Here is a 25,153-nt window from a genome sequence, read left to right on the forward strand (position 1 = left end):
TACTTTTTGGCGCTCGGCCAAAAAGTGACCCGCCCAGGAGGGCGGAACCAGGCGGCTCAACGGCCGACAGCATGTCATCAACAGCGACAAAGCAAAGGCCGAGGCGCATGTCACCAATTGCGACCAACCCAAAACATCAACTCACCGGACCCCATAAGCCAACGCCGTCCCCACAAAAACACAGGCCCCCAACCAATTGTTGTGCCGGAAGGCAGCAAAACACCTCATCCGATCCCGCCCCCGGATAAGCGTGTAGTGATACCCCGCACAACCAGCCGCCGCAGCCAGCCCAACCCAATACGGCCACCCCAGTCCCAGCATTAATCCCGCCCAAGCCATCAGCACCAGAAACGCCGTGTAGCAAATCATGATCGCAACAACATCAAAGCGACCAAATGTAATCGCCGAAGTTTTCATCCCGACCAGCAGATCATCATCGCGGTCCACCATGGCATACGCCGTGTCGTAGGCCACTGCCCAAAACACATTGGCCAGCAACATCAGCCAGGCCACCGGCGGCACCTGATCCTGGATCGCGGCAAACGCCATCGGAATACCAAACCCAAACGCAATCCCGAGATAAGCCTGCGGAATCGCAAAGAACCGCTTGAAGAACGGATAAGTCCCCGCCACCACCGCCGCCACCACGGCCAGCCATTTAGTCAGTGCATTCAGCGGCAGCACCAGCGCAAATGCCACTAGCGCCAACACGGCAGCGACAGCAAGCGCTTCCCACGCTGCAATCTTGCCCGCCGTCAGCGGCCGTTCCTTGGTCCGCTTCACATGCTTGTCAAAATCCCGATCCGCCCAGTCATTGATTGCGCACCCAGCCGAGCGCATCAGGAACGTCCCCGCCACGAAAATCCAGAACAGGCCCCACGACGGCGGCCCGCCGGCGGCCATCCACATTGCCCACAGCGTCGGCCACAGCAGCAGCAGCGTGCCGATCGGCTTGTCGATGCGCACCAGGCGCGCGTAGAGGGAAAGGCGTTCAAGCATGGGAGCGGGAGGCAATGGCGACAGGGACTGCACGGCGGGGATCCGGGAAGGAAGATTCAATGAAAACGCGCCACAGCCCGGATGGCTGCAGCGCGCAATGCCGGCCGCCGCCTGGCAGCAGCCGGAAGTCGCTCAGGGGCGTCAGGCGAGCATCGCGCGCAGCATCCAAGCGGTCTTCTCGTGCGTCTGCATGCGCTGGGTCAGCAGGTCGGCCGACGGCTCGTCGCCGGCGGCGTCGATCACCGGGAACAGCGAGCGCGCGGTGCGGACCACGGCTTCCTGGCCTTCGACCAGCTTGCGGATCATCTCGGTCGCCTCGGGCACGCCCTCTTCTTCGACGATCGACGACAGGCGGGCGTATTCCTTGTAGGTGCCCGGTGCCGGGTAGCCCAGCGCGCGGATGCGCTCGGCGATCGAATCCACGGCCAGCGCCAGTTCGGTGTACTGCGTCTCGAACATCAGATGCAGCGTATTGAACATGGGACCCGTCACGTTCCAGTGGAAGTTATGGGTCTTGAGGTAGAGGGTGTAGGTGTCTGCCAGCAACTTGGACAGGCCTTCCGCAATTTTCTTGCGGTCCTTGTCGGAAATACCGATGTTCACGCTCATCTCATTCTTCTTTGCCATGGTAGGTACGCTCCGTTCTGGTAAAGCACGAGGAGCGCCGCCGGAATTGCCAAAAACACGGTTCCGGGCGGCGCGTTTCCCGCATTATTGCATTAGCCGGCGATCCCGGACAAACCCCGGACTACCTCGATCAAGATCACCGCAGCACCTAGCACGATCACGGCGACGCCGACTTCCTTGCGCCACAGCTTGTGGCGCAGCCGCGCGGCATCTGGGCCCTCGGGCTTGTCATGGCCGTCATGCCAGAGCTTGCGCCACTCGTCGATAAAGAACCGGATCATTGCCATGGTGCTTCTCCCGGGCGCGGCGGCATGCCTGCCGCCGCGCAAGACAGGTTACTTCAGGTCAAGCGCGCGCTTCATGCCCTCCCCGTAGGCCGGGTCGGCCCTGGTGAAGTGCTCGATCTGCTTGCGCGCGATCTCTTCGGGCACGCCCTGCATGGCCGCCGCGATATTGGCGAACAGCCGCTGGCGCTGGCCCTCGTCGAACAACCGGAACAGCGCGCCGGGCTGGCTGTAGTAGTCCGTGTCGACGCGGTGGTCCCAGCGGTCGGCCGCACCGTCGAGCGCAAGCGGCGGCTCCATTGCGCGTTCGCTGGCACCATAGGCGCTCTCGCGGTTCGGCTCGTAGTTCAGCTTGCCGCCCTGGTTGCCGTCCACCCGCATCGCGCCGTCGCGATGGAAGGTGTTGTGGAACGGGCATTTCGGCGCGTTCACCGGGATCTGGTGGTGGTTGATGCCCAGCCGGTAGCGCTGCGTGTCACCGTATGAGAACAGGCGGCCCTGCAGCATCTTGTCGGGCGAGAAGCCGATGCCCGGCACGATATTGGCGGGGTTCATCGCCACCTGCTCGACCTCGGCGAAATAGTTGTCCGGGTTACGGTTCAGCTCCAGCACGCCTACGTCGATCAGCGGATAGTCCTTGTGCGGCCAGACCTTGGTCAGATCGAACGGGTTGATGTGGTACCGGGCCGCGTCCGCTTCCGGCATGACCTGCACGCGCAGGTTCCAGCGGGGGAAATTGCCCTGCTCGATATTCCCGAACAGGTCGCGCTGCGCGCTCTCGCGATCGTTCGCCACCACCCTGGCCGCCTCTTCATTGGTCCAGTTGGCGATGCCTTGCTGCGACTTGAAGTGGAACTTGACGTAAAAGCGCTCGTTGCCGGCGTTGATAAACGAATACGTATGCGAGCCAAAGCCGTGGATCTGCCGATAGTTCTGCGGCAGGCCGCGGTCGCTCATCAGGATGGTGACCTGGTGCAGCGATTCCGGATGGCGCGACCAGAAGTCCCAGACCGCGATCGGGTCGCGCAGGTTGGTGCGCGGGTTGCGCTTCTGCGTGTGGATGAAGTCGGGAAACTTGAGCGGATCGCGCACGAAGAACACCGGGGTGTTGTTGCCGACCACGTCCCAGTTGCCTTCATCCGTGTAGAACTTGACCGAAAACCCGCGCACGTCACGCTCGGCATCGGCAGCGCCACGCTCGCCGGCCACCGTCGAGAAGCGGATGAACAGCGGTGTTTCCTTGCCGACTTCGGCAAAGATCGAGGCCTTGGTGAATTTCGTGATGTCGTGCGTGACCCGGAACGTGCCGTAGGCACCGGAACCCTTGGCATGCACGCGGCGCTCGGGAATGACTTCACGGTCGAAGTGGGCCAGTTTTTCGAGGAACCAGACATCCTGCAGCAGCATCGGGCCGCGCGGGCCGGCGGTCTGCGAGTTCTGGTTGTCGGCAACGGGTGCGCCGGCTGCGGTGGTGAGAGTGTCCTTCTTGCTCATCTATTCCTCTTGTTGTGGGTGGCTGGAAGAGAATTCCGCCTCAGTTGGCGGCGGCGTAGCAGGCAAGGCAATCGAGCAGGTAGCGCCCCATGCGGAGAGAGAACGGGCGCTTGATCGTTGTGCCGGGAGTGGACTGGGCACTGGTGCTCATGATCGGCTCCTTGCCTGGTTCGATGCCAGTCGGCTGGTAGAAGCCAGTCTACAAACAAACTATTGCACTGAGAATTTAATTATTTATACCTATGCATTAGGTCAAATCTATTCGACCTTCCGCGGTTTTATGCCGGCGCAAAGTGAAGGAGCGAAGTCACGCATCCAAAAATGCCGTACTACGGGGACGGAAAAAAAACAAAAGCCGCAACGGATATCCCGTTGCGGCCTCAGGCTTGCGTCTGGTTTTGGAGAATCAGGCGGCTTCCGCCAGCTCCTTGGCATCGAGCTTGCGCACACCCGGCAGCTCGCAGGCGGCCACGGCGTTGGCCAGTGCATCCATCGCCGGCAGGCGGGTGAAGCTCTTGCGCCAGGCCAGCACCACGCGGCGGTCCGGCACGGGATCGGCGAACGGCACGTACGACAGCATGTCGCCCTTGGCCTTCAGGTCGGGCACCGAGGTGCGCGGCAGCACGGTAATGCCGACGCCGCTGGCCACCATATGGCGGATGGTTTCCAGCGAGGAGCCTTCGAACGTCTTCTGGATGCCATCCGCGGCCTGCGAGAAGCGCGACAGTTCCGGGCACACGCCCAGCACATGGTCGCGGAAGCAGTGGCCGCTGCCCAGCAGCAGCATGGTCTGCCGCTTCAGCTCGTCCGGGTCGATCGCATGCGCCTCCGCGAGCTGGTGTCCGCGCGGCACGGCGACAACGAACGGCTCGTCGTACAGCGGACGCACCGTCAGGCCGGAATCGGGGAACGGCTCGGCCATTACCGCGCAATCGATCTCGCCCTGCTTGAGCAGCTCGATCAGCTTGTGCGTGTAGTTCTCCTGCAGCATCAGCGGCATCTGCGGCACGGTCCCGATCATCTGCTTGACCAGCGATGGCAGCAGGTATGGCCCGATGGTGTAGATCACGCCCACGCGCAGCGGCCCGGCCAGCGGGTCCTTGCCCTGCTTGGCGATCTCGCGGATGGCCATGGTCTGCTCGAGTACGCGCTGGGCCTGCGCCACGATCTGCTCGCCAATGTTGGTCACCGACACCTCCGAGGTGCCGCGCTCGAAGATCTGCACGTTGAGTTCGTCTTCCAGCTTCTTGATGGCGACCGACAGTGTCGGCTGCGACACGAAGCAGGCTTCGGCGGCCCGGCCGAAATGGCGCTCGCGCGCCACGGCGACGATGTACTTGAGTTCAGTGAGCGTCATGACTTATCAATTCCGGGTAGGCGATAGATTTTACCTTCGATTGCGGGATCTGTCAGAGCGCCCCTGTGATTCGTGCGGATGCGTACGATGCGGCACCTACCGACTGCGCAATCAGGCCTTGAGATAGTGCTCGCGCCCGCCGAGCCACCGCGACAGGTGCGCTTCCACCGCTTCCGGGAACTGTGCCAGCATCAGCTCGGCCGCTTCCTGCGCGTACTCCACCAGCCACGCGTCGGTCTGCAGGTCGGCAAAGCGCAACATGGCCTCGCCCGACTGCCGCGCACCGAGGAATTCACCCGGGCCGCGGATTTCCAGGTCGCGGCGCGCAATCTCGAAACCGTCGGTGGTCTCGCGCATGGTCGCCAGCCGCTCGCGCGCGGTCGGCGACAGCGGCGCCTGATACATCAGCAGGCACACCGATTCGGCGCTGCCCCGCCCCACGCGGCCGCGCAGCTGGTGCAGTTGCGCCAGGCCGAAGCGCTCGGCATGCTCGATCACCATCAGCGAAGCGTTGGGCACATCCACGCCCACCTCGATCACCGTGGTGGCAACCAGCACCTGCATGCGATTAGCGCTGAAGTCATCCATCACCGAGGCCTTTTCGGCAGGCGGCAGGCGGCCGTGCACCAGCCCGACGCGCAGGTCGGGCAACGCGGCCACCAGCGTTTCATACGTCTCGACAGCAGTCTGCAGCTGCAGCGCCTCGCTTTCCTCGATCAGCGGACACACCCAGTAGACCTGGCGGCCCTCGGCGGCGGCGTGATGGATGCGCGCGATCACTTCGTCGCGCCGCTCGTCGTTGACCAGGCGCGTGACGATCGGCGTGCGGCCCGGCGGCAGTTCGTCGATCACGGACACGTCCAGGTCCGCGTAATACGTCATGGCGAGCGTGCGCGGGATCGGCGTGGCCGACATCATCAGCTGGTGCGGCACGGTATCGGGCGCCGGCACATCGGTCGCGCCCGCCTTGCCGCGCAATGCCAGCCGCTGCGCCACGCCAAAGCGGTGCTGTTCGTCGACCACCGACAGGCCCAGCTTCGCGAAGCGCACCGTGTCCTGGATCAGCGCATGGGTGCCGATCACCAGTTGCGCCTCGCCCGATTCCACGCGTGCCGCGGCCTCGCGCTTCTCGCGCGCCTTCAGGCTGCCGGCCAGCCAGACCACGGGCACCCCGAGCGGCTCCAGCCAAGCGGACAGCTTGCGGAAGTGCTGCTCGGCCAGGATTTCGGTCGGTGCCATCAGGGCGGCCTGGTAGCCGGCATCGATCGCCTGGCACGCCGCCAGCGCGGCGACGATGGTCTTGCCGCTGCCGACGTCGCCCTGCAGCAGCCGATGCATCGGGTGCGGGCGCGTCATGTCGGCGGCGATCTCCGCCACCACCCGCTCCTGCGCGCCGGTCAGCCGGAACGGCAGCGCCGCCAGGAAGCGCGTCAGCAGGCCAGCTTCGCGGCGTGGCATGGTCGGCGCGGTCTTCTCGCGCCGCGCGGCGTGCGCGCGCCGCAGCGAAATCTGCTGCGCCAGCAGTTCGTCGAACTTGATGCGCTGCCAGGCCGGGTGCGTGCGGTCGGCCAGCGCCGCTTCGCTTTCTTCAGGAGGCGGCGCATGCAGCAGCCGCAGGCAATCGGCCAGCGGGCGCAACTGCAAGCGCGCCAGCGGCCCCTGCAGCACCGGGCGCGGCAGCGTCTCCGGCATCGGCGTGCGTGACAGCGCGCCGCCGATGGCCTTGCGCAGGTAGGCCTGCGAGATGCCGGCGGTGGCCGGGTAGACCGGCGTCAGGCGGTCCGGAAGCGCTTCGCCCTCGACAACGGGACGCACCGTCGGGTGGACCATTTCGGCGCCGAAGAAGCCGCCGCGGATCTCGCCACGCACGCGCAGCCGAACGCCTTCGGCCATCTGCTTGGTCTGGCTGCCGTAGAAGTTGAGGAAGCGCAGCGTCAGTTCGCCGGACGCGTCGGCAATCTTCACCACCAGCTGGCGGCGCGGCCGGAACGTGACTTCGTTGGAGATGACCTCGCCTTCCACCTGCGCCGGCTGGCCGAGCCCCGCGCGACGGATCGCGTCGGCGATCGGCGCCAGCGTGGTCTCGTCCTCGTAGCGCATTGGCAGATGCAGCACCAGGTCGACCGGGCGGCGCAGGCCGAGCTTGGCGAGGCGGGCTGCCGCTGACGAGGTGGCGGATGAGTTGGATGATGCGGATTTGCCCTTGCCCTCCCCGGCCTTGCCGCGCGCGGGTGCGGCCGCGTCCTTGGCGGCATCGGCGGACAGGTCGGTCGTTTCGGTGGCGGTTCCGGGCATCGGCAGCGAAGACTGGCGGCAGGGAGGGCTTGGGCAGCAGGCGTGGGCGGGAACGCCGGCGAATAGCCGGTATCACGCCCGGCCCGGCGGCAAGCATGCCTGTGGCCTTACAATATCGGATTCGCCGATTGTACCCATGCCGGCCGCCACCACGGGCGGCGAGTGCCGTTTTGTGCCTCGCTTTCCGACCCGTCGCGGGCCCCGCGCGCCGTTTCCACGATGTTGACCCTTTCCGATTTCGATTTTCCGCTGCCGCCAGAACTGATCGCCCAGAGCGCGCTGCCCGACCGCAGCGCCAGCCGGTTGCTGGTAGTAGAACGGCTCGCGCCCGCCGACACCGCCGATGCGGTGCGCCTGGTCGACCGCGCTTTCAGCGACATCATCGACTACCTGCGCCCTGAAGACCTGCTGGTCTTCAACGACACGCGCGTGATCAAGGCACGCTTCTTCGGTCACAAGCCCAGCGGCGGCAAGGTCGAGGTGCTGGTCGAGCGCGTGCTGGACTCGCATACCGTGCTGGCCCAGGTGCGCGCCTCGAAAACGCCTGCCGAGGGCAGCGCGCTGCACCTGGCAGAAGACGCCTTCGCGGTGATGGTCGGCCCGCGCGTGGACCAGTTCTTCACGCTGCGCTTTCCCGAGCCAGCGCTGGACCTGATCGAGCGCTACGGCCGCCTGCCGCTGCCGCCGTACATCACGCACGACCCCGACGCCTACGACGAGACCCGCTACCAGACCGTCTACGCGCGCAATCCGGGCGCCGTGGCGGCACCGACCGCGGGCCTGCATTTCGACGATGCACTGTTCGCGCGGCTGGATGCCGCCGGCGTGCGCCGCGCCTTCCTGACGCTGCACGTGGGTGCCGGCACCTTCCAGCCGGTGCGCACCGAGAACCTCGCCGAGCACAAGATGCATTCGGAGTGGTACGCCGTCTCCGAGGAACTGGCGCAGGCCGTGCGCGAAACGCGCGCCCGCGGCGGCCGCGTGATCGCCGTCGGCACCACTTCGCTGCGGGCCCTGGAATCGGCCGCAAAGCCTGACGGCACGCTGGCCGCCGGCAGCGGCGACACCGATATCTTCATCACCCCGGGCTACCGTTTCCGGCTGGTCGATGCCCTGATCACCAACTTCCACCTGCCCAAGTCGACGCTGCTGATGCTGGTGTCGGCGCTGGCCGGCGTGGAAGCCATTCGCGCCACCTACCGCCATGCGGTCGAGCAGCGCTACCGCTTCTTCAGCTATGGCGACGCCATGCTGCTGACCCGCCGGAATGATGCCGATACCGCCGAAACCGCGGACACCGCGGCCTGAACCCTGACCTAAGCATGCTTAACTTCGAACTCATCACCACCGACGGCAACGCCCGCCGCGGCCGCGTCACGCTGAACCACGGCGTGGTCGAGACTCCGATCTTCATGCCGGTGGGCACCTATGGCTCGGTCAAGGCAATGTCGCCGCTGGAACTGAACGAGATCGGCGCGCACATCATCCTGGGCAATACCTTCCACCTGTGGCTGCGTCCGGGACTGGAGGTGGTCAATGCCCATGGGGGCTTGCACAAGTTTATCGGCTGGGACAAGCCGATCCTGACCGATTCCGGCGGCTTCCAGGTGTTTTCGCTGGGCGATCTTCGCAAGATCACAGAGGATGGCGTCACGTTCGCGTCGCCGGTCAATGGCGACAAGCTCTTCCTGTCGCCCGAGATCTCGATGCAGATCCAGCGCACGCTGAACTCGGACATCGTGATGCAGTTCGACGAGTGCACGCCGTACGAGATCGACGGCCGCCCCGCCACGCACGAGGAAGCGGCCCAGTCGATGCGCATGAGCCTGCGCTGGGCCAAGCGCTCGCGCGACGAGTTCGAGCGGCTGGCCAACCCCAATGCGCTGTTCGGCATCGTTCAGGGCGGCATGTACGAGGACCTGCGCGATGAATCGCTGGCGGGCCTGTCGGAGCTGGATTTCCACGGCTTCGCCATCGGTGGCCTGTCCGTCGGCGAGCCCAAGGAAGACATGATGCGCGTGCTCGAGCATGTGGCGCCGCGCCTTCCGGCCAACAAGCCGCACTACCTGATGGGCGTCGGCACGCCCGAGGACCTGGTGGCGGGTGTCGCCGCCGGGGTCGACATGTTCGACTGCGTGATGCCGACCCGCAATGCGCGCAACGGCTGGCTCTTCACCCGCTACGGCGACGTCAAGATCAAGAACGCCGCGCACCGCAACGACCCGCGCCCCCTCGACGAAAGCTGCGCCTGCTACACCTGCCGCAACTTCTCGCGCGCATACCTGCACCACCTGCACCGCGTCGGTGAAATCCTCGGCGCACGCCTGAATACCATCCACAACCTGCACTACTACCTGCAGCTGATGCGCGAGGTGCGCGAGTCGATCGAGCAGCATCGCTTCGCCGATTTCCGCCGCCGGTTCGCCTCCGACCGCGCCCGCGGCACGCAGTGAAATCAGTGCAGCGGCGCGAACTTTCGCGCCGCTGCCGGTCGAATAGCGGGGTTGCCTGCGGCCCGCACCTGCAATGCCGCGCAATGCTCGCCGGCATCGGCCGCGAGTCGCCCCGGAAGCACCCCGAAGAAACCCGTATTCCGCCCTAGAATGCCAAAGGCGGTCCGAATGCGAATGGTAGAATGATCGATTACTTGACTGACTTTTGTGACGGAGAATCAACGTGCTGATTTCTAACGCATTTGCCCAGACCGCCGGTGCCGGCGGCGCGGCTGGCGGCCTGATGAGCTTCCTGCCCATCATCCTGATGTTTGCGGTGCTGTGGTTCATCATGATCCGCCCGCAAATGAAGCGCCAGAAAGAAGCGAAGGCAATGCTCGAAGCACTGGCCAAGAACGACGAAGTCGTCACCGCCGGCGGTATCCTGGGCCGCGTGACCAAGGTTACCGACCAGTACGTCAGCCTGGAAATCTCGGAAGGCACCGAGATTACCGTACAGAAGAACGCCGTGACCGCGGTGCTGCCGAAGGGTTCGCTGAAGGCGCTCTGATCCGCCGATCGCCCCGATCGACTAAGCGACTCCCGCCTTTGTCCTTTCCGGCATGCCCGTTCGCGCATGCCCCGGCAGCCGCCTGATCCAGCCCGCCGGAGCCCCCGTGGCTCCGCTCCGTGGCTGCCAGGCGGCTGTTTGCCAAACCGGTTCGGCCTCGCCGACGTGGCGCGCCACGCCTGCGCCGGCCCCGCCAACCGCTGAATGACTGGCCCGAGATGAATCGTTATCCGCTTTGGAAATACCTCGTGATCCTGGTGGCGCTGACCATCGGCATCCTCTACACCTTGCCGAACTTCTTCGGCGAGGCGCCCGCCGTGCAGGTGTCTTCGGGCAAGGCCACGGTCAAGATCGACCTGTCGATGCAGAAGCAGGTCGAAGAGATCCTGGCGCAGAACCAGCTGCAGCCTGACGGCGTGTTCTTCGACATTTCCGGCCAGTCCGGCTCGGTCAAGGCGCGTTTCCGCACCACCGACGAGCAGCTCAAGGCCAAGGACGTGCTGTCGCGCGTGCTCAACCCGGATGCCGCCGATCCTACCTACGTGGTCGCGCTGAACCTGCTGTCGGGCTCGCCCCGCTGGCTGACCTCGCTGCACGCGCTGCCGATGTACCTGGGCCTGGACCTGCGCGGCGGCGTGCACTTCCTGCTGCAGGTCGACATGAAGGGCGCCGTCGACAAGAAGCTCGACAGCCTGGCCGGCGACGCGCGCACGCTGCTGCGTGACAAGAATATCCGCCACGGCGGCATCGACCGCGACGGCGAGCGCCTGACGGTGCGCTTCAACAACGCCGACGAGGCCAACCGCGCCCGCGCGCTGCTGGCCGACAACCTGCGCGAAGTGGCCTTCGCCCTGGACGGCAACAACGTGGTCGGCACCTTTACCGAAGCCGCGCGCAAGGCCGTGCAGGACGCCGCGGTCAAGCAGAACATCACCACCCTGCACAACCGCGTCAACGAACTCGGCGTGGCCGAGCCGGTGATCCAGCAGCAAGGCGCCGATCGCATCGTGGTGCAGCTGCCGGGCGTGCAGGACACCGCCAAGGCCAAGGACATCATCGGCCGCACCGCCACGCTGGAAGCGCGCCTGGTCGACAATGACGCGCCGCGCAGCCCGCGCCCGGGCGACCCGGTCCCGTTCGGCAGCGAGCTGTTCACGCACGGCAACGGCGCCCCGGTGGTGCTGAAGAAGCAGGTCATCTTCACCGGTGACCGCATTGAAAGCGCCTCCGCCGGCTTCGACCAGAACCAGCAGCCTTCGGTCAACATCAAGCTCGACGCCCAGGGCGGCCGCGTGCTGCGCGACGTCTCGCGCGAGAACCTGAAGAAGCCGATGGCGATCGTGCTGTTCGAAAAGGGCAAGGGCGAAGTGCTGACGGTGGCGACGATCCAGTCCGAGCTGGGTTCGAGCTTCCAGATCACCGGCTCCTACTCCACCGAAGCCGCCAACGACCTGGCGCTGCTGCTGCGCGCCGGCTCACTGGCCGCGCCGATGGAGATCATCGAAGAACGCACCATCGGGCCGTCGCTGGGTGCCGACAACATCCAGAAGGGTTTTGACTCGGTCGCCTACGGCTTTGCCGCCATCGGCGTGTTCATGATCCTGTACTACATGCTGTTCGGCGTGTTCTCGGTGGTGGCGCTGGGCGTGAACCTGCTGCTGCTGATCGCGGTGCTGTCGATGCTGCAGGCCACGCTGACGCTGCCGGGCATCGCCGCTATCGCGCTGGTGCTGGGCATGGCGATCGACGCCAACGTGCTGATCAACGAGCGTATTCGCGAGGAACTGCGCGCCGGCGCATCGCCGCAGATGGCAATCGCGGTCGGCTTCGACCGTGCCTGGGCCACCATCCTGGACTCGAACGTGACCACGCTGATTGCCGGCCTGGCGCTGCTGGCCTTCGGTTCGGGCCCGGTGCGGGGCTTTGCCGTGGTGCACTGCCTGGGCATCCTGACCTCCATGTTCTCGGCGGTGTTCTTCAACCGCGGCCTCGTCAACCTCTGGTACGGCCGCAAGAAGAAGTTGCAGAGCGTGGCCATCGGCCAGATCTGGAAGCCGGGCAACGCCTCTGACACCCCGGTCGCCAAGTAAGCGGCCAGGGCAGTCAATCAGCAAACTAGCAGTACAGAACAGGATTCAACATGGAATTCTTCCGCATCCGGCGCGACATTCCGTTCATGAAGCACGCGTTGATCTTCAACGTGATCTCCTTCGTGACGTTTGCCGCAGCCGTATTCTTCCTCTGGCAAAAGGGCCTGCACCTGTCGATCGAATTCACCGGCGGCACGGTGATGGAGGTCAGCTACCAGCAGGCGGCCGACCTGGAAAAGATCCGCGGCCAGGTCAGCAAGCTGGGCTATACCGACGTGCAGGTGCAGAACTTCGGCACCTCGCGCGACGTGATGATCCGCCTGCCGCTGCAGAAGGGCCCGGACGGCAAGCCGGCCACCTCGGCCCAGCAGAGCGAGCAGGTAATGGGCGCGCTGACCGCGGCGTCGCCTGACGTCAAGCTGCAGCGCGTCGAGTTCGTCGGCCCGCAGGTCGGCAAGGAGCTGGCCACCGACGGCCTGCTGGCGCTGCTGTGCGTGGTGGCGGGTATCGTGATCTACCTGTCGTTCCGCTTCGAGTGGAAATTCGCGGTGGCCGGCATCATCGCCAACCTGCACGACATCGTGATCATCCTGGGCTTCTTCGCCTTCTTCCAGTGGGAATTCTCACTCTCGGTGCTGGCGGCGATCCTGGCCGTGCTGGGCTACTCGGTGAACGAGTCGGTGGTGATTTTCGACCGGATTCGCGAGGCCTTCCGCAAGTACCGCAAGATGACCACGCATGAGGTCATCGACCACGCCATCACCAGCACGATGTCGCGGACCATCATCACCCACGGCTCGACCGAGATGATGGTGCTGTCGATGTTCTTCTTCGGCGGCCCGACGCTGCACTACTTCGCGCTGGCGCTGACGGTGGGTATCCTGTTTGGCATCTATTCGTCGGTGTTCGTGGCCGCGGCGCTGGCGATGTGGCTGGGCGTAAAGCGGGAAGACCTGGTCAAGTCGGACAAGAAGGGAGAGTCGACCGACCGCAACGATCCGAACTTCGGTGCGCAGGCCTGACGCCCTGCTGCTCCGGCAATAAAAATGGCGCCCCGCGGGGCGCCATTTTTATTGGGGCAGATGCAAGCGGATCAGACGGGTTCCGCAAACCGCTCGATCCAGGCCGCCAGCCGGTCAGCCGCGAAGGCCTCGGTGCGCGGCGCGGTCCGGCACAGGATGGTGTCGCCATCGCGCGCGAACTGCACCGCGCCGCCAACTTCGTCAAGCCACAGCAGGCTCGCCAGCCAGGCCGCGTGATGGGGCGACACCGGCGTACCCACCGGCTGCGCCAGGAACTCCGCCAGCGTAGCCGGCGTGGTCCACACCACCGCGTCACCATCGCGGCGCACCACATCGCTGCCGAGCGCGTCGGTAATGACCGCGACCGCGTCGGCCGCTCCCTTGCCCGCGTTGGCGCTGCGCAGGGCCGCCAGGCGCGTGGCCACGGCATGGCCGAAGGTGCCGCTGCGCTCGGCCTCGGCGCGCACCAGGTCGGCATAATCCATGCGCTGCCAGTCCGGGTCGGCATTGCGCGCGCCGGCCAGGTCGACCGCCACCAGGTAGGTTTCCACCGGCTGGAAACGGCCCGGGCCGATCAGGCTCGCGCACAGCGCATGCAGCATGCCGATGCGCGTGGCCACGGTCTGCGTCTGCAGTACCGCCAGCTTCTCGCGCACCAGCTGGTCGCGCTCCTTGCGCAGCCCGGACAGTTCCAGCGCCTGCTTCAGCTCCATGCGTAGCGCAGTAATGTCCCACGGCTTCTTGATATAGCGATGGATCTGGCCCTGGTTCACCGCCTCGACAGTCTGGTCCAGCTCGGAGTAGGCCGTTGTCAGGATACGCACGATATGCGGATAGCGCTCGCGCGCATAGCGCAGCAGCTCGTTGCCATATTCACCAGGCATGCGCTGGTCCGACACCAGCACTGCCAGGCTGTCGGCGTGCGCATCCAGCAGCGCCTTGCCCTCTTCCACCGAACCGCCGGTCACCACCGGTGCCAGCGCCCCGATGGCGCGCTGGAAATACTTGACGGCAGTGGCTTCGTCATCGACGAACAGAATCGCCGGGGGTGGTGCCTGGGTGGCATTCGGTTCGCTCATCGGTCACTCCTAATCATTCGATTCTTGAAACTTGGAAAGTCCAGCGTCACGGTCGTGCCGGCACCGGACGCGGATGCGATCCGGATGCCGCCGCCAAAGGACTGCATGACGCGGTTGCAGAAAATCATGCCCAGGCCGCTGCCGCCGGCGCTGGCGTGGGTGGTCACGGGATCGACCAGCAGGCGCTCCATCACCTCGGGCGGGATGCCGGGACCGTTGTCGCTGATATGGATTTCCTGGTGCGGCTGGGCTACCACCACGAAGCGCAGCGCCGGCGACGGCGTACCGGCGAGCGCTCGCAGCGCGTTGCTCATCACCGACGACAGCACCAGCGCCACGCAATTGGGCAGCGTCTGCACCGGGAAATCGCCATGTACCTCGACCTGGACCCACTGGCGCTGGTCGCCGGAAAACGGGTAGGTATCGAGCAGCGATGCCACCAGCGCACCCGCCCTGACCTCGGCACCGGGCTCGGGCCGCGCGGCTTTGCTGCCGGCGCTGTTGCGCACCGACTGCAGGAACGACGACAGCACTGCCAGGCAATACTGGGCGTTGTCGTGCATGGCGCTGGCGGCCTGGCCGATCTCGCCCTGGCGCTGCTCGCTGTATTCGCCCGCGACCCGGCTTTCGATGCCGCGCGCGAAGTTGGCGATCGCCGCCAGCGGCGTGTTCAGCTCGTGCGCCAGGAACGCCAGGGTTTCGTCGATCGCCATCAGCCGGTGCTGGCGCAGCGCGCGTTCGCGGTGGCGCTCGCCGGCCAGGCGCAGCACGTCGCGTACCTGCGCCACGCTCAGCGGCTTCTCCATGATGCGGAACACCTCGCCGCTGTTGACCGTCTGCAGCAGCATGTCCTTGTCGGCATATGCCGTCACCAGGATGCGCACGATCTGCGGGTACAGCTGCGCCACTTCGCGCAGCAGGTCGCCGCCATCGCGGCCGGGCATGCGGAAGTCGGTCACCAGGACGGCAACGCGCGGGCCATCGGTGGCGAGCGTGGCGATTGCTTCTTCGGCGCTGGCGGCCAGCAGTACCTCATACTCCGAGCCCACCGCGCGCGCGAAATACTTGCGCGCCATGTCCTCGTCGTCGACGTAAAGCAGGGTCGGCCGCGCTTGCTGCACCTCGGTCATGGCACTCATGACGGCTTACTCCGCGCGCGGCAGGTCGAAGCTGAACGCGGCCCACTGCCCCAGCTCGCTCTCGGCGAAGAGCTGGCCGCCATGGCGCTCGATCACCGCGTAGCTGATCGAAAGCCCCAGCCCCAGGCCCTGCCCCACGTCGCGCGTGGTGAAGAAGGGCTCGAACACGCGCGCCAGGTTTTCCTCGGCGATGCCGGGGCCATTGTCGCGCACCGTGACATGGAGCCGGCTGTCGGCCCAGCGCACCGTGGTATGGATCGCCGGCGCGGCCGTGCCGGCCTTGCGCATGGCCAGCGCGGCGTTGGAGAACAGGTTGATCAGCACGCCGATGACCGCGGCCTCGTCGCCCAGCACCAGGGTGTCGCCCGGCAACTCGCGCGTCACCTTGACGCCGCGCAGCTCATGCGCGGTCAGGCGGATCGAGGAGTCGAGCGCCTTCTCGAACAGGAACGGCGTGCCCTCCACCTCCGCGCCCGGCTTGCGATAGGCGAAGGTCTTCAGGTCGGAGACGATATGCTGGATGCGCTGCATGCCCTGCTTGGCATCGACCAGGCACTCGGTCAGCGACTCGCTTTCCTTGGCCTGCGGCTCTTCCATCGCCACCTCGATTGCCATCAGGCAGAAGTTGACCGGGTTGTTGACCTCATGCAGCAGCCCGGCCGCCAGCGTACCGATCGCGGCCATCTTTTCCTGCTGCAGCATCTGGCCCTTGATGTCGACCAGCTTGCGGTTGATGACTTCCAGTTCGGCGTTGGTCTCGGCCACCTCCGCTTTCAGCCGGAACAGCATGAAACGCGCGCGCTCGTTAAAGAAGGTGTAGACGCCGCTGGCTGCCGCCGCGAACAGCAGGAACAGCGAGTTGACGATGAAGGTCCCCATCGGCTCGATGCCGCCGGCGTGGAACAGGCACGCCAGCACATACAGCAGATAGGAGAGCAAGCCGAAGACCAGGTTCTGCCACAGCCCGAACGGCAGCGCGATGCCCGAGGCGAAGATCGCCAGGTTCAGGCCGACGTAGTAAGGTGATTGCACGCCTTCGGTCTGCGAGATCATCCACGCGATCATGATCTGCGGCAGCAGCAGCCAGGTCAGCGTCAGCCAGGGCGCGAAGCGGCGCCCGATGGCGCTGTACAGCATCACCACCACACCCGCGATCAGCAGCGACACCACCACGCGCGCCACCGCGAATGCGAGCTGCTGCTGCGGATACTGGCCGTAGTCGAGTCCGACGCCGAGCAGGACCAGCACGATCGCGGTATAGGCGCCGCCGCGGCTGAACGCCAGGCGGAAGTCGGCCAGTTCGGACTGGTAGCCGGCGTAGAGTTGATTGGTGCTCATGGGGTGGTCCGCGCGGACAGCCTCATTCAATGGTGGCTTCGGCAAAGACGTTGACGCCGGTCGGGTCGACGTAGATGCGGTGCGAATGCGAATTCTCCGGCAGCAGCTGCGCCATGCCGGCGTCGTCGCGGTAGATCAGGTACCACTCCAGCAGATGCTCCATGCCGAACTTCTCTGGATTGTTGGCATGCACGTTGGTGACCAGCACCTGGCCGGCCGGACGCGAACGCGAGGCGAAATACGCCAGCAGCCGCGTGCAGACCTTGTCCGACAGGTAATCGAACAGCCCCGCGCAGTAGACCGCGTCAAACTCCCGCGCACTGATATCGTCAGGCGAGATGCGGCGCTTGAGCAGTTCGTGCACCGACTGGTGCACCATCTCCACCGACACCTTGCGCCCGGCGCCAGAGGCTGCCCGCTCGATAGAGTTGCGCGTGTAGTCCAGCGTCTCTTCGCTGAAGTCGACCAGCTGGAACGACAGCAGCTCGGGATTGGGGTATTCCTGCACAAAGCGCTGGATCTCGAAGGCCGGCCCGCAACCCACATTGAGCACGCGGAACGGCCGGCCGGCGGAGCGCGCGCGCTCGGCCTGGCGCGTCAGGAAATCCACCAGCAGGTCGATGCGGTTGCGGTGCGCGGTCGCCACTGCCGCCTTCAGGAAGGCGGTGTTGACGATCTGGAAGTAGGTGGTCGGACCCTGCTGCGGATCGCTCAGGATCTGGTTGACCATCTCGTAGTCGCCGGCGTAGCCAAGCGGCTTGGTGAAGGTCCGGTACACGAACGGCGCGCGCAGCAGCAGCGGATGCAGCGCCGACTGCGCATAGGTGCGGTGCACCGGCGCGATTTCCGGGTCCACGCGCTCGGCCTCGCCCTCGAGCCAGTCGAGATAGGTCTTGGTCTTGGCCATGATCGGCGTGGCCAGCTCGTAGAACACGTCCTCGCGCAGCTTGCCGTCCTTCTTGGGCAGCGATTCGGTCAGGTCGACCTGCTCGACCCAGCGCGATACTTCGGACAGGAAGGCGCGCATCTCGTTGACCACGATCTGGTAGTCGCGCCGGATATTGAAGCGCGTATCCCAGTCCTGCACGAACAGCTCGGCTTCGCGTGCCACCGACTTGGGCTCGTTGTTCACGTCGGTGAGTTCGCGCCACTCGTCGATCAGCGTCAGCGATACCACCGCGGTCAGGCCGGTATTCACCAGGCTCATCACCACGGCCTTGCCCAGGTAGGCATTCTTGGCGCCCATGCGGACGCTGAGTTCGCTCAGCACCTCGCTGACCTGCACGATCGAATACGGATTGTAGATTTCCATCACCAGAGACTTTCTCTGGAGATTGATGATCGTGCCCCGCACCTGTTCGCCCTGCGAGTTGCGGAAACTAACTACCGGATCGATTTGCGTTTTGGAATACACGGTATTGCGCCAGGGAAATCCGAGAAACGCTGCGGGCCATACTGCCTGGGCGGAACGGCCGGGTACAGCAGGAGGGGCGAGGGGATCGGGAAGGCTACCGGTATCGGGATGTGCAGCGAATGCTCATAGGGATGCGCTATAGCCTGTTGGCGGGCGGCGGCCCCGCCCTGTGCGGGAAAGCACCGACAAACCCGGATCGTCTGGAATTGCCGCGGCCCATTGTACTGTGGCAATTGGGCCGCGTACAACCAAGTGCCTTGTCAGTCCCCTCTTGTGGCGGGGTCGGCTACAGGGTACCTAAAGCCATGAAAAAAGGCCGGCGATCGCCGGCCTTGTGTCGCTTGAGGCACGGCCCGTGGCGGGCCAGCCCGTCGCGCGCTTACTCGGCGCGCACGCCTTCCACCTGGATGGCGAGCTTGACTTCCGGCTTGAAGCCCATCTTCACGCCGTAGTCGAGGCCGAAATCGGCGCGGTTGAACTCGCCCACGGCGTCGGCGCCGCAGGCTTCGCGCTTGAGCATCGGGTGCTGGATGCACTTGAATTCGCGGATTTCCAGCTTGACCGGCTTGGACACGCCGCGCAGCGTCAGCACGCCGTCGACTTCGATCGGCACGTCGCCCTTGAACTTGCTGAACTTGCCCTTGTAGGTCGCCTCGGGGAAGGCGTCCACGTTGAACATGTCCGGACCCTTGGCGTGCTGGTTCAGCTTGGCATTGCCGAAATCGATCGAAGACGGATCGATCTTCACCTCGACGGTACCGGCCTTGGCGGCACGATCCAGCGTGACGGTGCCGCTGGACTTGTCGAACTTGCCGCGCCACGTCGACAGGCCCCCGAGGTGGTCGGCCTCGAAGCTCGGGTACGTATGGGTCGGATCGAGGTTGTACGTCACGGTATTGGCCGAAGCCACGCCGAAGGCGGCGGTTGCGGAAATGGCCGCGACGGCGGCAACGACGGAACGCAATTTCATGGGATCTCCCGACAAAAGCAGGTTGAACAGGTTAAGCGGAACGTTCTTGGTTATTAACGTCCTGGTACGTCAGCGGATTGCCGGCCTTACTTTTTGGCCAGCACGATACGGAACTTGATCTGCACGTCATCGGCCACCACCGACGTGTCCTTCCACTCGCCGTCGCCGATATTGAAGACGGTGCGCTTGATCGGCAGCGCGCCCTCGAACACCTGGCTGGCGCCCTCCTGGCGGTACGTGGCCGGCACCACCACGTCGACGGTCTTGCCCTTGATGGTCAGCTTGCCCGCGACGTCGTACTTGCCCGGCGTGCCGTTCTTGATGCTGGTGGACTGGAACACGGCCTTGGGGTACCTGGCCGCGTCGAACCAGTCCTTGCCCTTCACTTCCTTGGTGGTCTCGGCGTCGCCGATCTCGAAGCTGGCGACGTCGATCTCGACCTTGGCCGACGAGGTGGCCAGCTTGGCGGGATCGAAACTGACCTGCGCGTCGAACTTCTTGAACTTGCCTTCCATCGGCACGCCGATCTGGCGCGCCACGGCGGTCACTGTGCTCTTGGCCGCGTCGACCTGGGCCCAGGCCAGGTTGGCGGCGATGCCGGCGGCGGTCAGCACGGCTGCCACCGTGGCGTTGATGGCCAGCGAGCCGCGGCGGGAATGGCGATTCATCTTCAATGACTCCTGTAGGTTCGAGGTTCGGCGCAAGGCGCCGCGGTACGGCAAATGTCAGCGCAGCATGTCAGCGCAGGAAGGGCAGCATCCGGCCCAGCGTGCCGTCGCGGTCGACGAACTGGTGCTTCACCGCCGCCGCCGCATGGACAACGACCACGGCGGCCATCAGGTAGTTCAGCCAGACATGCGCAAACTTGAGCACTTCCTTCAGTTCGTCGTTCTTCTCGATCAGCGCCGGCATCTTCCACAGGCCGAGGTAGACCACCGGCACGCCAGCCGCCGAGCTGTAGAGATAGCCGCTGATGGGAACGATCACGATCAGCAGGTACAGCAGGTGATGCGCGCCGGCGGCGGCCCTGGCCTGCCACGCCGGTGTGCCGGACGCCACCGCGGGGGCGACGTGCGTGGCGCGCCACAGCACGCGCAACAGCGCCACGGCGAAAATCGTCACACCCAGCCACTTGTGCCACGAGTACAGCTTCAGCTTGGTCGGCGTCAGCCCCGGGATGCCGGTCATGTACAGGCCGAGCCCGAACGCACCGAAGATCGCCAGGGCGACGATCCAGTGCAGCGCGATGGCGGTGGCACCGTAGCCGGCCGGAGCATTGGCGGTAGAACGCATCTGTTTCCTCTCGCCCGCGTCATGGGCATTTCACAAATTTGGGGGCGCACCCAGGAATTGGATCCACCGGGGCGTCGAAGATTCTCGCATTATTGCGGCGGGAAGTGCGCCCGTGCAGGACAGTCCTTCATTAAGTTATTCAAATGCTTTGAAGTATCGTTCTGCCGCAAGCGTCACAAGGCTGCAGGCGTACGCTCAGTTGACCCAATCCGGCCGCCACGGAAGCAAAAAAGCCATCCGGATGGATGGCTTTTCTGGCTGAACCGGCACAGCGGCCGGCAGATGTGATGTCAGATACGCTCGGCGAGTGAAACCGCCTTGCCGATGTAGCTGCCCGGCGTCATGTCGAGAAGCAGCTTCCTGGCATCGTCCGGGATGGCCAGGCCGTTAATAAAGGTCTGCAGCGCCTCGCGCGAAATGCCCTTGCCGCGGGTCAGCTCCTTGAGCTGCTCGTACGGGTTGGGCACGCCGAAGCGGCGCATCACGGTCTGCACCGGCTCTGCCAGCACTTCCCAGCAGTTGTCGAGGTCTTCGTTCAGGCGCTCGGGGTTGGTTTCCAGCTTGCCCAGGCCGCGCAGGCAGGCCTCGTAGGCCAGCAGGCTGTAGCCGAAGGCCACCCCGATATTGCGCAGCACGGTCGAATCGGTCAGGTCGCGCTGCCAGCGCGACACCGGCAGCTTTTCCGACAGGTGGCGCAGCACCGCGTTGGCCAGGCCGACGTTGCCCTCCGAGTTCTCGAAGTCGATCGGGTTGACCTTGTGCGGCATGGTCGACGAGCCGATTTCGCCGGCCTTGGTCTTCTGCTTGAAGTAGCCCAGCGAGATATAGCCCCAGATGTCGCGGTTCAGGTCGAGCAGGATGGTGTTGGCGCGGGCGACCGCGTCGAACAGCTCGGCCATGTAGTCGTGCGGCTCGATCTGGATGGTGTACGGATTGAAGGCCAGGCCCAGGCGGGTTTCGATCACCTGCTTCGAGAACGCTTCCCAGTCGAACGCCGGGTAGGCCGACAGGTGCGCGTTGTAGTTGCCCACCGCGCCGTTCATCTTGCCCAGCAGCTCGACCTGCTCGATGCGCTGGATTGCGCGCGACAGGCGCGCGGCCACGTTGGCCATTTCCTTGCCCAGCGTGGTCGGGCTGGCCGGCTGGCCGTGAGTGCGCGACAGCATCGGCTGGGTGGCATTGAGCCTGGCCAGTTCCACCAGGCGGGCATGCACGCGCTTGAGCGCCGGCACGATGACGCCATCGCGGGCACCCTTGAGCATCATGCCGTGCGAGGTGTTGTTGATGTCTTCCGAGGTGCAGGCGAAGTGGATGAATTCGCTGGCCGCTTCCAGTTCAGCATTGCCCTTGACCTGCTCCTTGAGCCAGTACTCGACGGCCTTCACGTCATGGTTGGTGACGGCTTCGATTTCCTTGATGCGGGCGGCATCGGCTTCGGAAAACTTGTCCACCAGTGCCAGCAGCGCGGCTTCGGAGGCGGCGGAAAACTTCGGCATGTCGGGCAGGCCGGTCTGGGCCAGCGCGATCAGCCAGTGCACCTCGACCTTGACGCGGTTGCGCATGAAGGCCGCCTCGGACAGCCATTCGCGCAGCGCGTCGGCCTTGGCGGCGTAGCGACCATCGATCGGGGAAAGAGCGGTGAGCGGCGAAAGCGAGGAGGTGGTCATGCTGGGAACCGGGGAAAGGAAGGAAATAGGGGACGTACGGTGCGCGCCGCGGGGGCTGGCGCGATATTGGCGTCGGATCGGCGGAAGCTCCGCCGGCAACAAGGACGAAGCGCCCGATGCGCCGCACCGGCGGGTTCGCCCGCACGCGCCGCACCGGCACCGGCGCTGCGCAACGCGGGATTTTACCACCCCTGCCCCGGCTCGGGGGCAGCGGTCAAGTGCGCCCGCGGGGCATCGGTGTGCGACCCCGCATTCGTCCGGCACCGCAGGTATACTCGCGCACGCCGTTCCAGTAGCCTGTTATGAAGTGCATCGGGCAGCAGCGCTCCCCGGCGCCGCTGCCACGCGGCAGGCGATGCACTTCATAACAAGCTCGAGGGGAGAACATGAAGCTGTATGCGTCCCATACCAGTCCCTACGCGCGCAAGGTGCGCGTGGTGATGGCGGAAAAGAAGATCGACTACCAGCTGGTTGAAGAGGACGTCTGGTCGCCGGAATCGAAGATCGGCCAGTACAACCCGCTGGGCAAGGTGCCTTGCCTGGTGATGGAGGACGGCGGCGCCATCTACGATTCGCGCGTGATCGTCGAATATGTCGACACGCTGACGCCGGTCAGCCGGATGATCCCGCAAGGCGGGCGCGAGCGGCTGGAAGTGCGCTGCTGGGAAGCGCTGGCCGACGGCCTGCTCGACGCGGCCCTGCTGGCGCGCCTGGAAGTGACGCAGCGCGAGCCGCACGAGCGCAGCGAGCGCTGGGTCAAGCGCCAGCTCGGCAAGATCGACGCGGCACTGGCCGCCATGGCCCACGGCCTGGCCGACCGCCCCTTCTGCACCGGCACGCACTATTCGCTGGCCGACGTCGCGGTGGGCTGCGCGCTGTCGTACCTGGATTTCCGTTTCCCCGACATCGCCTGGCGCGAGCGCCATCCCAACCTGGCGGCGCTGGAAGAAAAGCTGTCGAAGCGGCAGTCGTTCATCGATACCGCGCCGCCCCGCGGCTGAACTCCAGCTGCTCCAAGAAAAAACACCCGCGCGCAGCGGGTGTTTTTCATTCGGCCGACCACGGCATTTACTGGATGATGCCGCCGCCCAGGCACACGTCGCCGTGGTAAAGCACTGCCGACTGTCCCGGCGTGACGGCCCACTGCGCCTCGGCAAACCCCAGCTGCAGCGTGTCGCCGTTCGCCGCCTGCACGGTGCAGGCGGCATCGCTCTGGCGATAGCGGGTCTTGGCCGCCATCGCCGCGCCCGCGGCCGGCGCCTCGCCAGCTACCCACGACAAGTCCGACGCGGTCAGCACCGGCGTCAGCAGCCACGGGTGGTCGTGGCCCTGCACCACGTAAAGCGTGTTGTTCGCCATATCCTTGCGCGCCACATACCAGGCATCGCCGTTGCCGTCGCGGCTGCCGCCCAGGCCAATGCCCTTGCGCTGGCCCAGCGTATAGAACGCCAGCCCGATATGCTCGCCCACGACCTTGCCCTCGGGCGTCTTCATCGGGCCCGGCCGGGTCGGCAGGTAGCGGTTCAGGAAATCGCGGAACGGCCGTTCGCCGATAAAGCAGATGCCGGTCGAGTCCTTCTTCTTCGCGTTCGGCAGGCCGATCTCGGACGCGATCTCGCGCACACGCGTCTTGGGGATCTCGCCCAGCGGAAACAGCGTGCGCGACAGCTGTGCCTGGTTCAGCCGGTGCAGGAAATAGCTTTGATCCTTGGTGTGGTCGAGCGCCTTGAGCAGCTCGAAACGCCCTGCCGCGTTCTGGCGCACGCGCGCATAGTGGCCAGTGGCGATGGTCTCGGCGCCCAGCGACATCGCATGGTCCAGGAACGCCTTGAACTTGATCTCGGCATTGCACAGCACGTCCGGATTGGGCGTGCGGCCGGCCGAGTACTCGCGCAGGAAATCAGCAAAGACGCGGTCCTTGTACTCGGCGGCAAAGTTGACCGCCTCGACGTCGACGCCGATCAGGTCGGCCACCGACACCACGTCCAGCCAGTCCTGGCGCGTGGAGCAGTACTCGCTGTCGTCATCGTCTTCCCAGTTCTTCATGAACAGGCCGATGACCTCGTAGCCCTGCTGCTTGAGCAGCCATGCGGTGACCGACGAATCCACCCCGCCCGACATGCCCACGACCACGCGCCTTCCTTTCGCGTTTTCGGTCGCGCTCACAACTGCGCTCCCGTGGACAACGCCGAAGGGTGCGTGTAGAGCGCATCCAGCGCGAAACGCTTGCCGGCCAGGTAGTCGTCGATGCAGGCCATCACCAGCGGCGTGCGGTGGCGCTCCGGGCAGGCGCGGATCTCGTCGGCGCTCATCCAGACCGTGCGCACGATGCCGGTATCGAGCTGGCGGCCGGCGTCGAGCGAGCCCAGGTCGCCGGTAAAGGCGAAGCGCACGTATGTGACATCCGTACCGGTGCGCGACGACAGCGAGCGGCCCATGTAGCAGCCCAGCAACGCGCGCGGTTCGAAGGTGTGCGCGGTTTCTTCCAGCGTTTCGCGGATAACGGCACGGATCAGGCTCTCGCCCGGGTCCAGGTGGCCGGCAGGCTGGTTCAGGCGCAGGCCTTCCGCGGTTTCCTCTTCGACCAGCAGGAAGCGTCCGCCGCGCTCGATCACGGCGGCAACGGTCACGCTGGCATTCCAATCACGTGGCATGATGCTCAATTTTTAGGCAATCTCGCATTCTACCGGTTGCCGGGGCATCGTGCAGCGGCATCGGCTGGCGACCGGACCGTCAGGCGAAACTGTTCGGAACTGTCCGGAAATTCGTTGCCGCACTGCAACAAAAACCGACCGCTCGGTCACACCATAGCGCGTCAGATTGCTGTAAGCTGCGAAAAAATTGTGCGCTGCGGCCAGGCCGGCACAGCAAGCAACGGGCCAGACGTCGGTCCGTCCAACCAGATCACGACGCCAGCTAAAGGAGAAATCGACGATGTACATCGGCATCCCGCAGGAGACGCGGGCAGGCGAAACTCGCGTCGCCGCCACCCCCGAGACGGTCAAGAAGTACGTCGCCCAGGGCCACAAGGTCATCGTCCAGGCCGGCGCCGGCGTACGCGCCAGCCAGCCCGATGGCGCGT

Annotated in this window: 22 protein-coding genes and 1 pseudogene; 7 read left to right on the plus strand and 16 right to left on the minus strand. The window is 65.3% G+C overall.

What is annotated here, in order from left to right:
• Positions 1-141: 141 nt before the first annotated feature.
• The 6 genes from ubiA to recG form a co-directional block, all read right to left on the minus strand.
• Positions 142-999 carry a 4-hydroxybenzoate octaprenyltransferase gene (gene ubiA / locus J8I82_RS35360; RefSeq protein WP_209764723.1) on the minus strand — a complete coding sequence of 286 codons (858 nt, stop codon included), beginning with the start codon at positions 997-999 and terminating at the stop codon, positions 142-144.
• Positions 1,000-1,140: 141 nt separating this feature from the next.
• Positions 1,141-1,626, minus strand: coding sequence for a Dps family protein (locus J8I82_RS35365; protein ID WP_209764725.1), 486 nt, complete (start codon positions 1,624-1,626; stop codon positions 1,141-1,143).
• 92 nt (positions 1,627-1,718) lie between these two features.
• Positions 1,719-1,913, minus strand: a complete 195-nt coding sequence (locus J8I82_RS35370; protein WP_209764727.1) for a hypothetical protein — start codon at positions 1,911-1,913, stop codon at positions 1,719-1,721.
• 48 nt (positions 1,914-1,961) lie between these two features.
• Positions 1,962-3,404, minus strand: coding sequence for a catalase (locus tag J8I82_RS35375; protein WP_209764729.1), 1,443 nt, complete (start codon positions 3,402-3,404; stop codon positions 1,962-1,964).
• A 406-nt stretch (positions 3,405-3,810) separates the two neighbouring features.
• Complete coding sequence (locus tag J8I82_RS35380; RefSeq protein ID WP_209764730.1) at positions 3,811-4,761, minus strand: LysR substrate-binding domain-containing protein; 951 nt, start codon at positions 4,759-4,761, stop codon at positions 3,811-3,813.
• A 111-nt stretch (positions 4,762-4,872) separates the two neighbouring features.
• Positions 4,873-7,056 carry an ATP-dependent DNA helicase RecG gene (recG, locus tag J8I82_RS35385; RefSeq protein ID WP_209764732.1) on the minus strand — a complete coding sequence of 728 codons (2,184 nt, stop codon included), beginning with the start codon at positions 7,054-7,056 and terminating at the stop codon, positions 4,873-4,875.
• A 219-nt stretch (positions 7,057-7,275) separates the two neighbouring features.
• On the opposite strand from recG, the gene queA reads away from it, so the two are divergent.
• From queA to secF, 5 genes are all read left to right on the plus strand, one after another.
• On the plus strand, positions 7,276-8,364 hold the full coding sequence (queA, locus tag J8I82_RS35390) for a tRNA preQ1(34) S-adenosylmethionine ribosyltransferase-isomerase QueA (protein ID WP_209764734.1): 1,089 nt from the start codon (positions 7,276-7,278) through the stop codon (positions 8,362-8,364).
• A gap of 14 nt (positions 8,365-8,378) precedes the next feature.
• A complete protein-coding gene (gene tgt, locus J8I82_RS35395; RefSeq protein ID WP_209764743.1) occupies positions 8,379-9,509 on the plus strand; it encodes a tRNA guanosine(34) transglycosylase Tgt in 1,131 nt (376 codons plus the stop codon).
• Positions 9,510-9,732: 223 nt separating this feature from the next.
• Positions 9,733-10,059: a preprotein translocase subunit YajC gene (gene yajC / locus J8I82_RS35400; RefSeq protein WP_209764745.1), complete on the plus strand. Its 327-nt coding sequence runs from the start codon at positions 9,733-9,735 to the stop codon at positions 10,057-10,059.
• A gap of 218 nt (positions 10,060-10,277) precedes the next feature.
• Positions 10,278-12,149, plus strand: coding sequence for a protein translocase subunit SecD (secD, locus tag J8I82_RS35405; protein WP_209764752.1), 1,872 nt, complete (start codon positions 10,278-10,280; stop codon positions 12,147-12,149).
• Positions 12,150-12,199: 50 nt separating this feature from the next.
• A complete protein-coding gene (gene secF, locus J8I82_RS35410; RefSeq protein WP_209764754.1) occupies positions 12,200-13,171 on the plus strand; it encodes a protein translocase subunit SecF in 972 nt (323 codons plus the stop codon).
• Between the two features lie 71 nt (positions 13,172-13,242).
• Here secF and J8I82_RS35415 read toward each other — a convergent pair whose 3' ends face one another.
• The 8 genes from J8I82_RS35415 to purB all read right to left on the minus strand — a co-directional run bounded on the left by J8I82_RS35415 (position 13,243) and on the right by purB (position 22,071).
• Positions 13,243-14,250, minus strand: coding sequence for a response regulator (locus tag J8I82_RS35415; protein ID WP_209764756.1), 1,008 nt, complete (start codon positions 14,248-14,250; stop codon positions 13,243-13,245).
• Positions 14,247-15,380, minus strand: coding sequence for a hybrid sensor histidine kinase/response regulator (locus tag J8I82_RS35420; protein WP_209764782.1), 1,134 nt, complete (start codon positions 15,378-15,380; stop codon positions 14,247-14,249). Before J8I82_RS35420 ends, J8I82_RS35415 begins: the two co-directional genes overlap by 4 nt.
• A gap of 15 nt (positions 15,381-15,395) precedes the next feature.
• Positions 15,396-16,727 (minus strand): sensor histidine kinase, encoded by a 1,332-nt coding sequence (locus J8I82_RS35425; RefSeq protein WP_209764758.1) that lies wholly within the window; start codon positions 16,725-16,727, stop codon positions 15,396-15,398.
• A 22-nt stretch (positions 16,728-16,749) separates the two neighbouring features.
• A complete protein-coding gene (locus tag J8I82_RS35430) occupies positions 16,750-18,141 on the minus strand; it encodes a class I SAM-dependent methyltransferase (RefSeq protein ID WP_209764761.1) in 1,392 nt (463 codons plus the stop codon).
• Positions 18,142-18,520: 379 nt separating this feature from the next.
• Positions 18,521-19,111, minus strand: a complete 591-nt coding sequence (locus J8I82_RS35435; RefSeq protein WP_209764763.1) for a YceI family protein — start codon at positions 19,109-19,111, stop codon at positions 18,521-18,523.
• 86 nt (positions 19,112-19,197) lie between these two features.
• Positions 19,198-19,779, minus strand: coding sequence for a YceI family protein (locus J8I82_RS35440; protein WP_209764765.1), 582 nt, complete (start codon positions 19,777-19,779; stop codon positions 19,198-19,200).
• Positions 19,780-19,849: 70 nt separating this feature from the next.
• Complete coding sequence (locus J8I82_RS35445; RefSeq protein ID WP_209764768.1) at positions 19,850-20,404, minus strand: cytochrome b; 555 nt, start codon at positions 20,402-20,404, stop codon at positions 19,850-19,852.
• 290 nt (positions 20,405-20,694) lie between these two features.
• On the minus strand, positions 20,695-22,071 hold the full coding sequence (gene purB, locus J8I82_RS35450) for an adenylosuccinate lyase (RefSeq protein ID WP_209764770.1): 1,377 nt from the start codon (positions 22,069-22,071) through the stop codon (positions 20,695-20,697).
• Positions 22,072-22,457: 386 nt separating this feature from the next.
• Between purB and J8I82_RS35455 the strand changes: the two genes are divergently transcribed.
• A complete protein-coding gene (locus J8I82_RS35455; RefSeq protein WP_029048980.1) occupies positions 22,458-23,072 on the plus strand; it encodes a glutathione S-transferase family protein in 615 nt (204 codons plus the stop codon).
• 67 nt (positions 23,073-23,139) lie between these two features.
• On the opposite strand, the gene mnmA is transcribed toward J8I82_RS35455, so the two are convergent.
• Entirely contained in the window at positions 23,140-24,237 is a 1,098-nt protein-coding gene (gene mnmA / locus J8I82_RS35460) for a tRNA 2-thiouridine(34) synthase MnmA (RefSeq protein WP_284183250.1), read from the minus strand.
• Entirely contained in the window at positions 24,234-24,725 is a 492-nt protein-coding gene (locus J8I82_RS35465; protein WP_209764772.1) for an NUDIX hydrolase, read from the minus strand. Before J8I82_RS35465 ends, mnmA begins: the two co-directional genes overlap by 4 nt.
• 280 nt (positions 24,726-25,005) lie before the next feature.
• On the opposite strand from J8I82_RS35465, the pseudogene J8I82_RS35470 reads away from it, so the two are divergent.
• Positions 25,006-25,153: pseudogene (locus J8I82_RS35470) on the plus strand (NAD(P)(+) transhydrogenase (Re/Si-specific) subunit alpha); the annotation flags it as partial.

This window comes from Cupriavidus consociatus (assembly GCF_017814975.1).
In the GTDB taxonomy this organism is placed as follows: domain Bacteria; phylum Pseudomonadota; class Gammaproteobacteria; order Burkholderiales; family Burkholderiaceae; genus Cupriavidus; species Cupriavidus consociatus.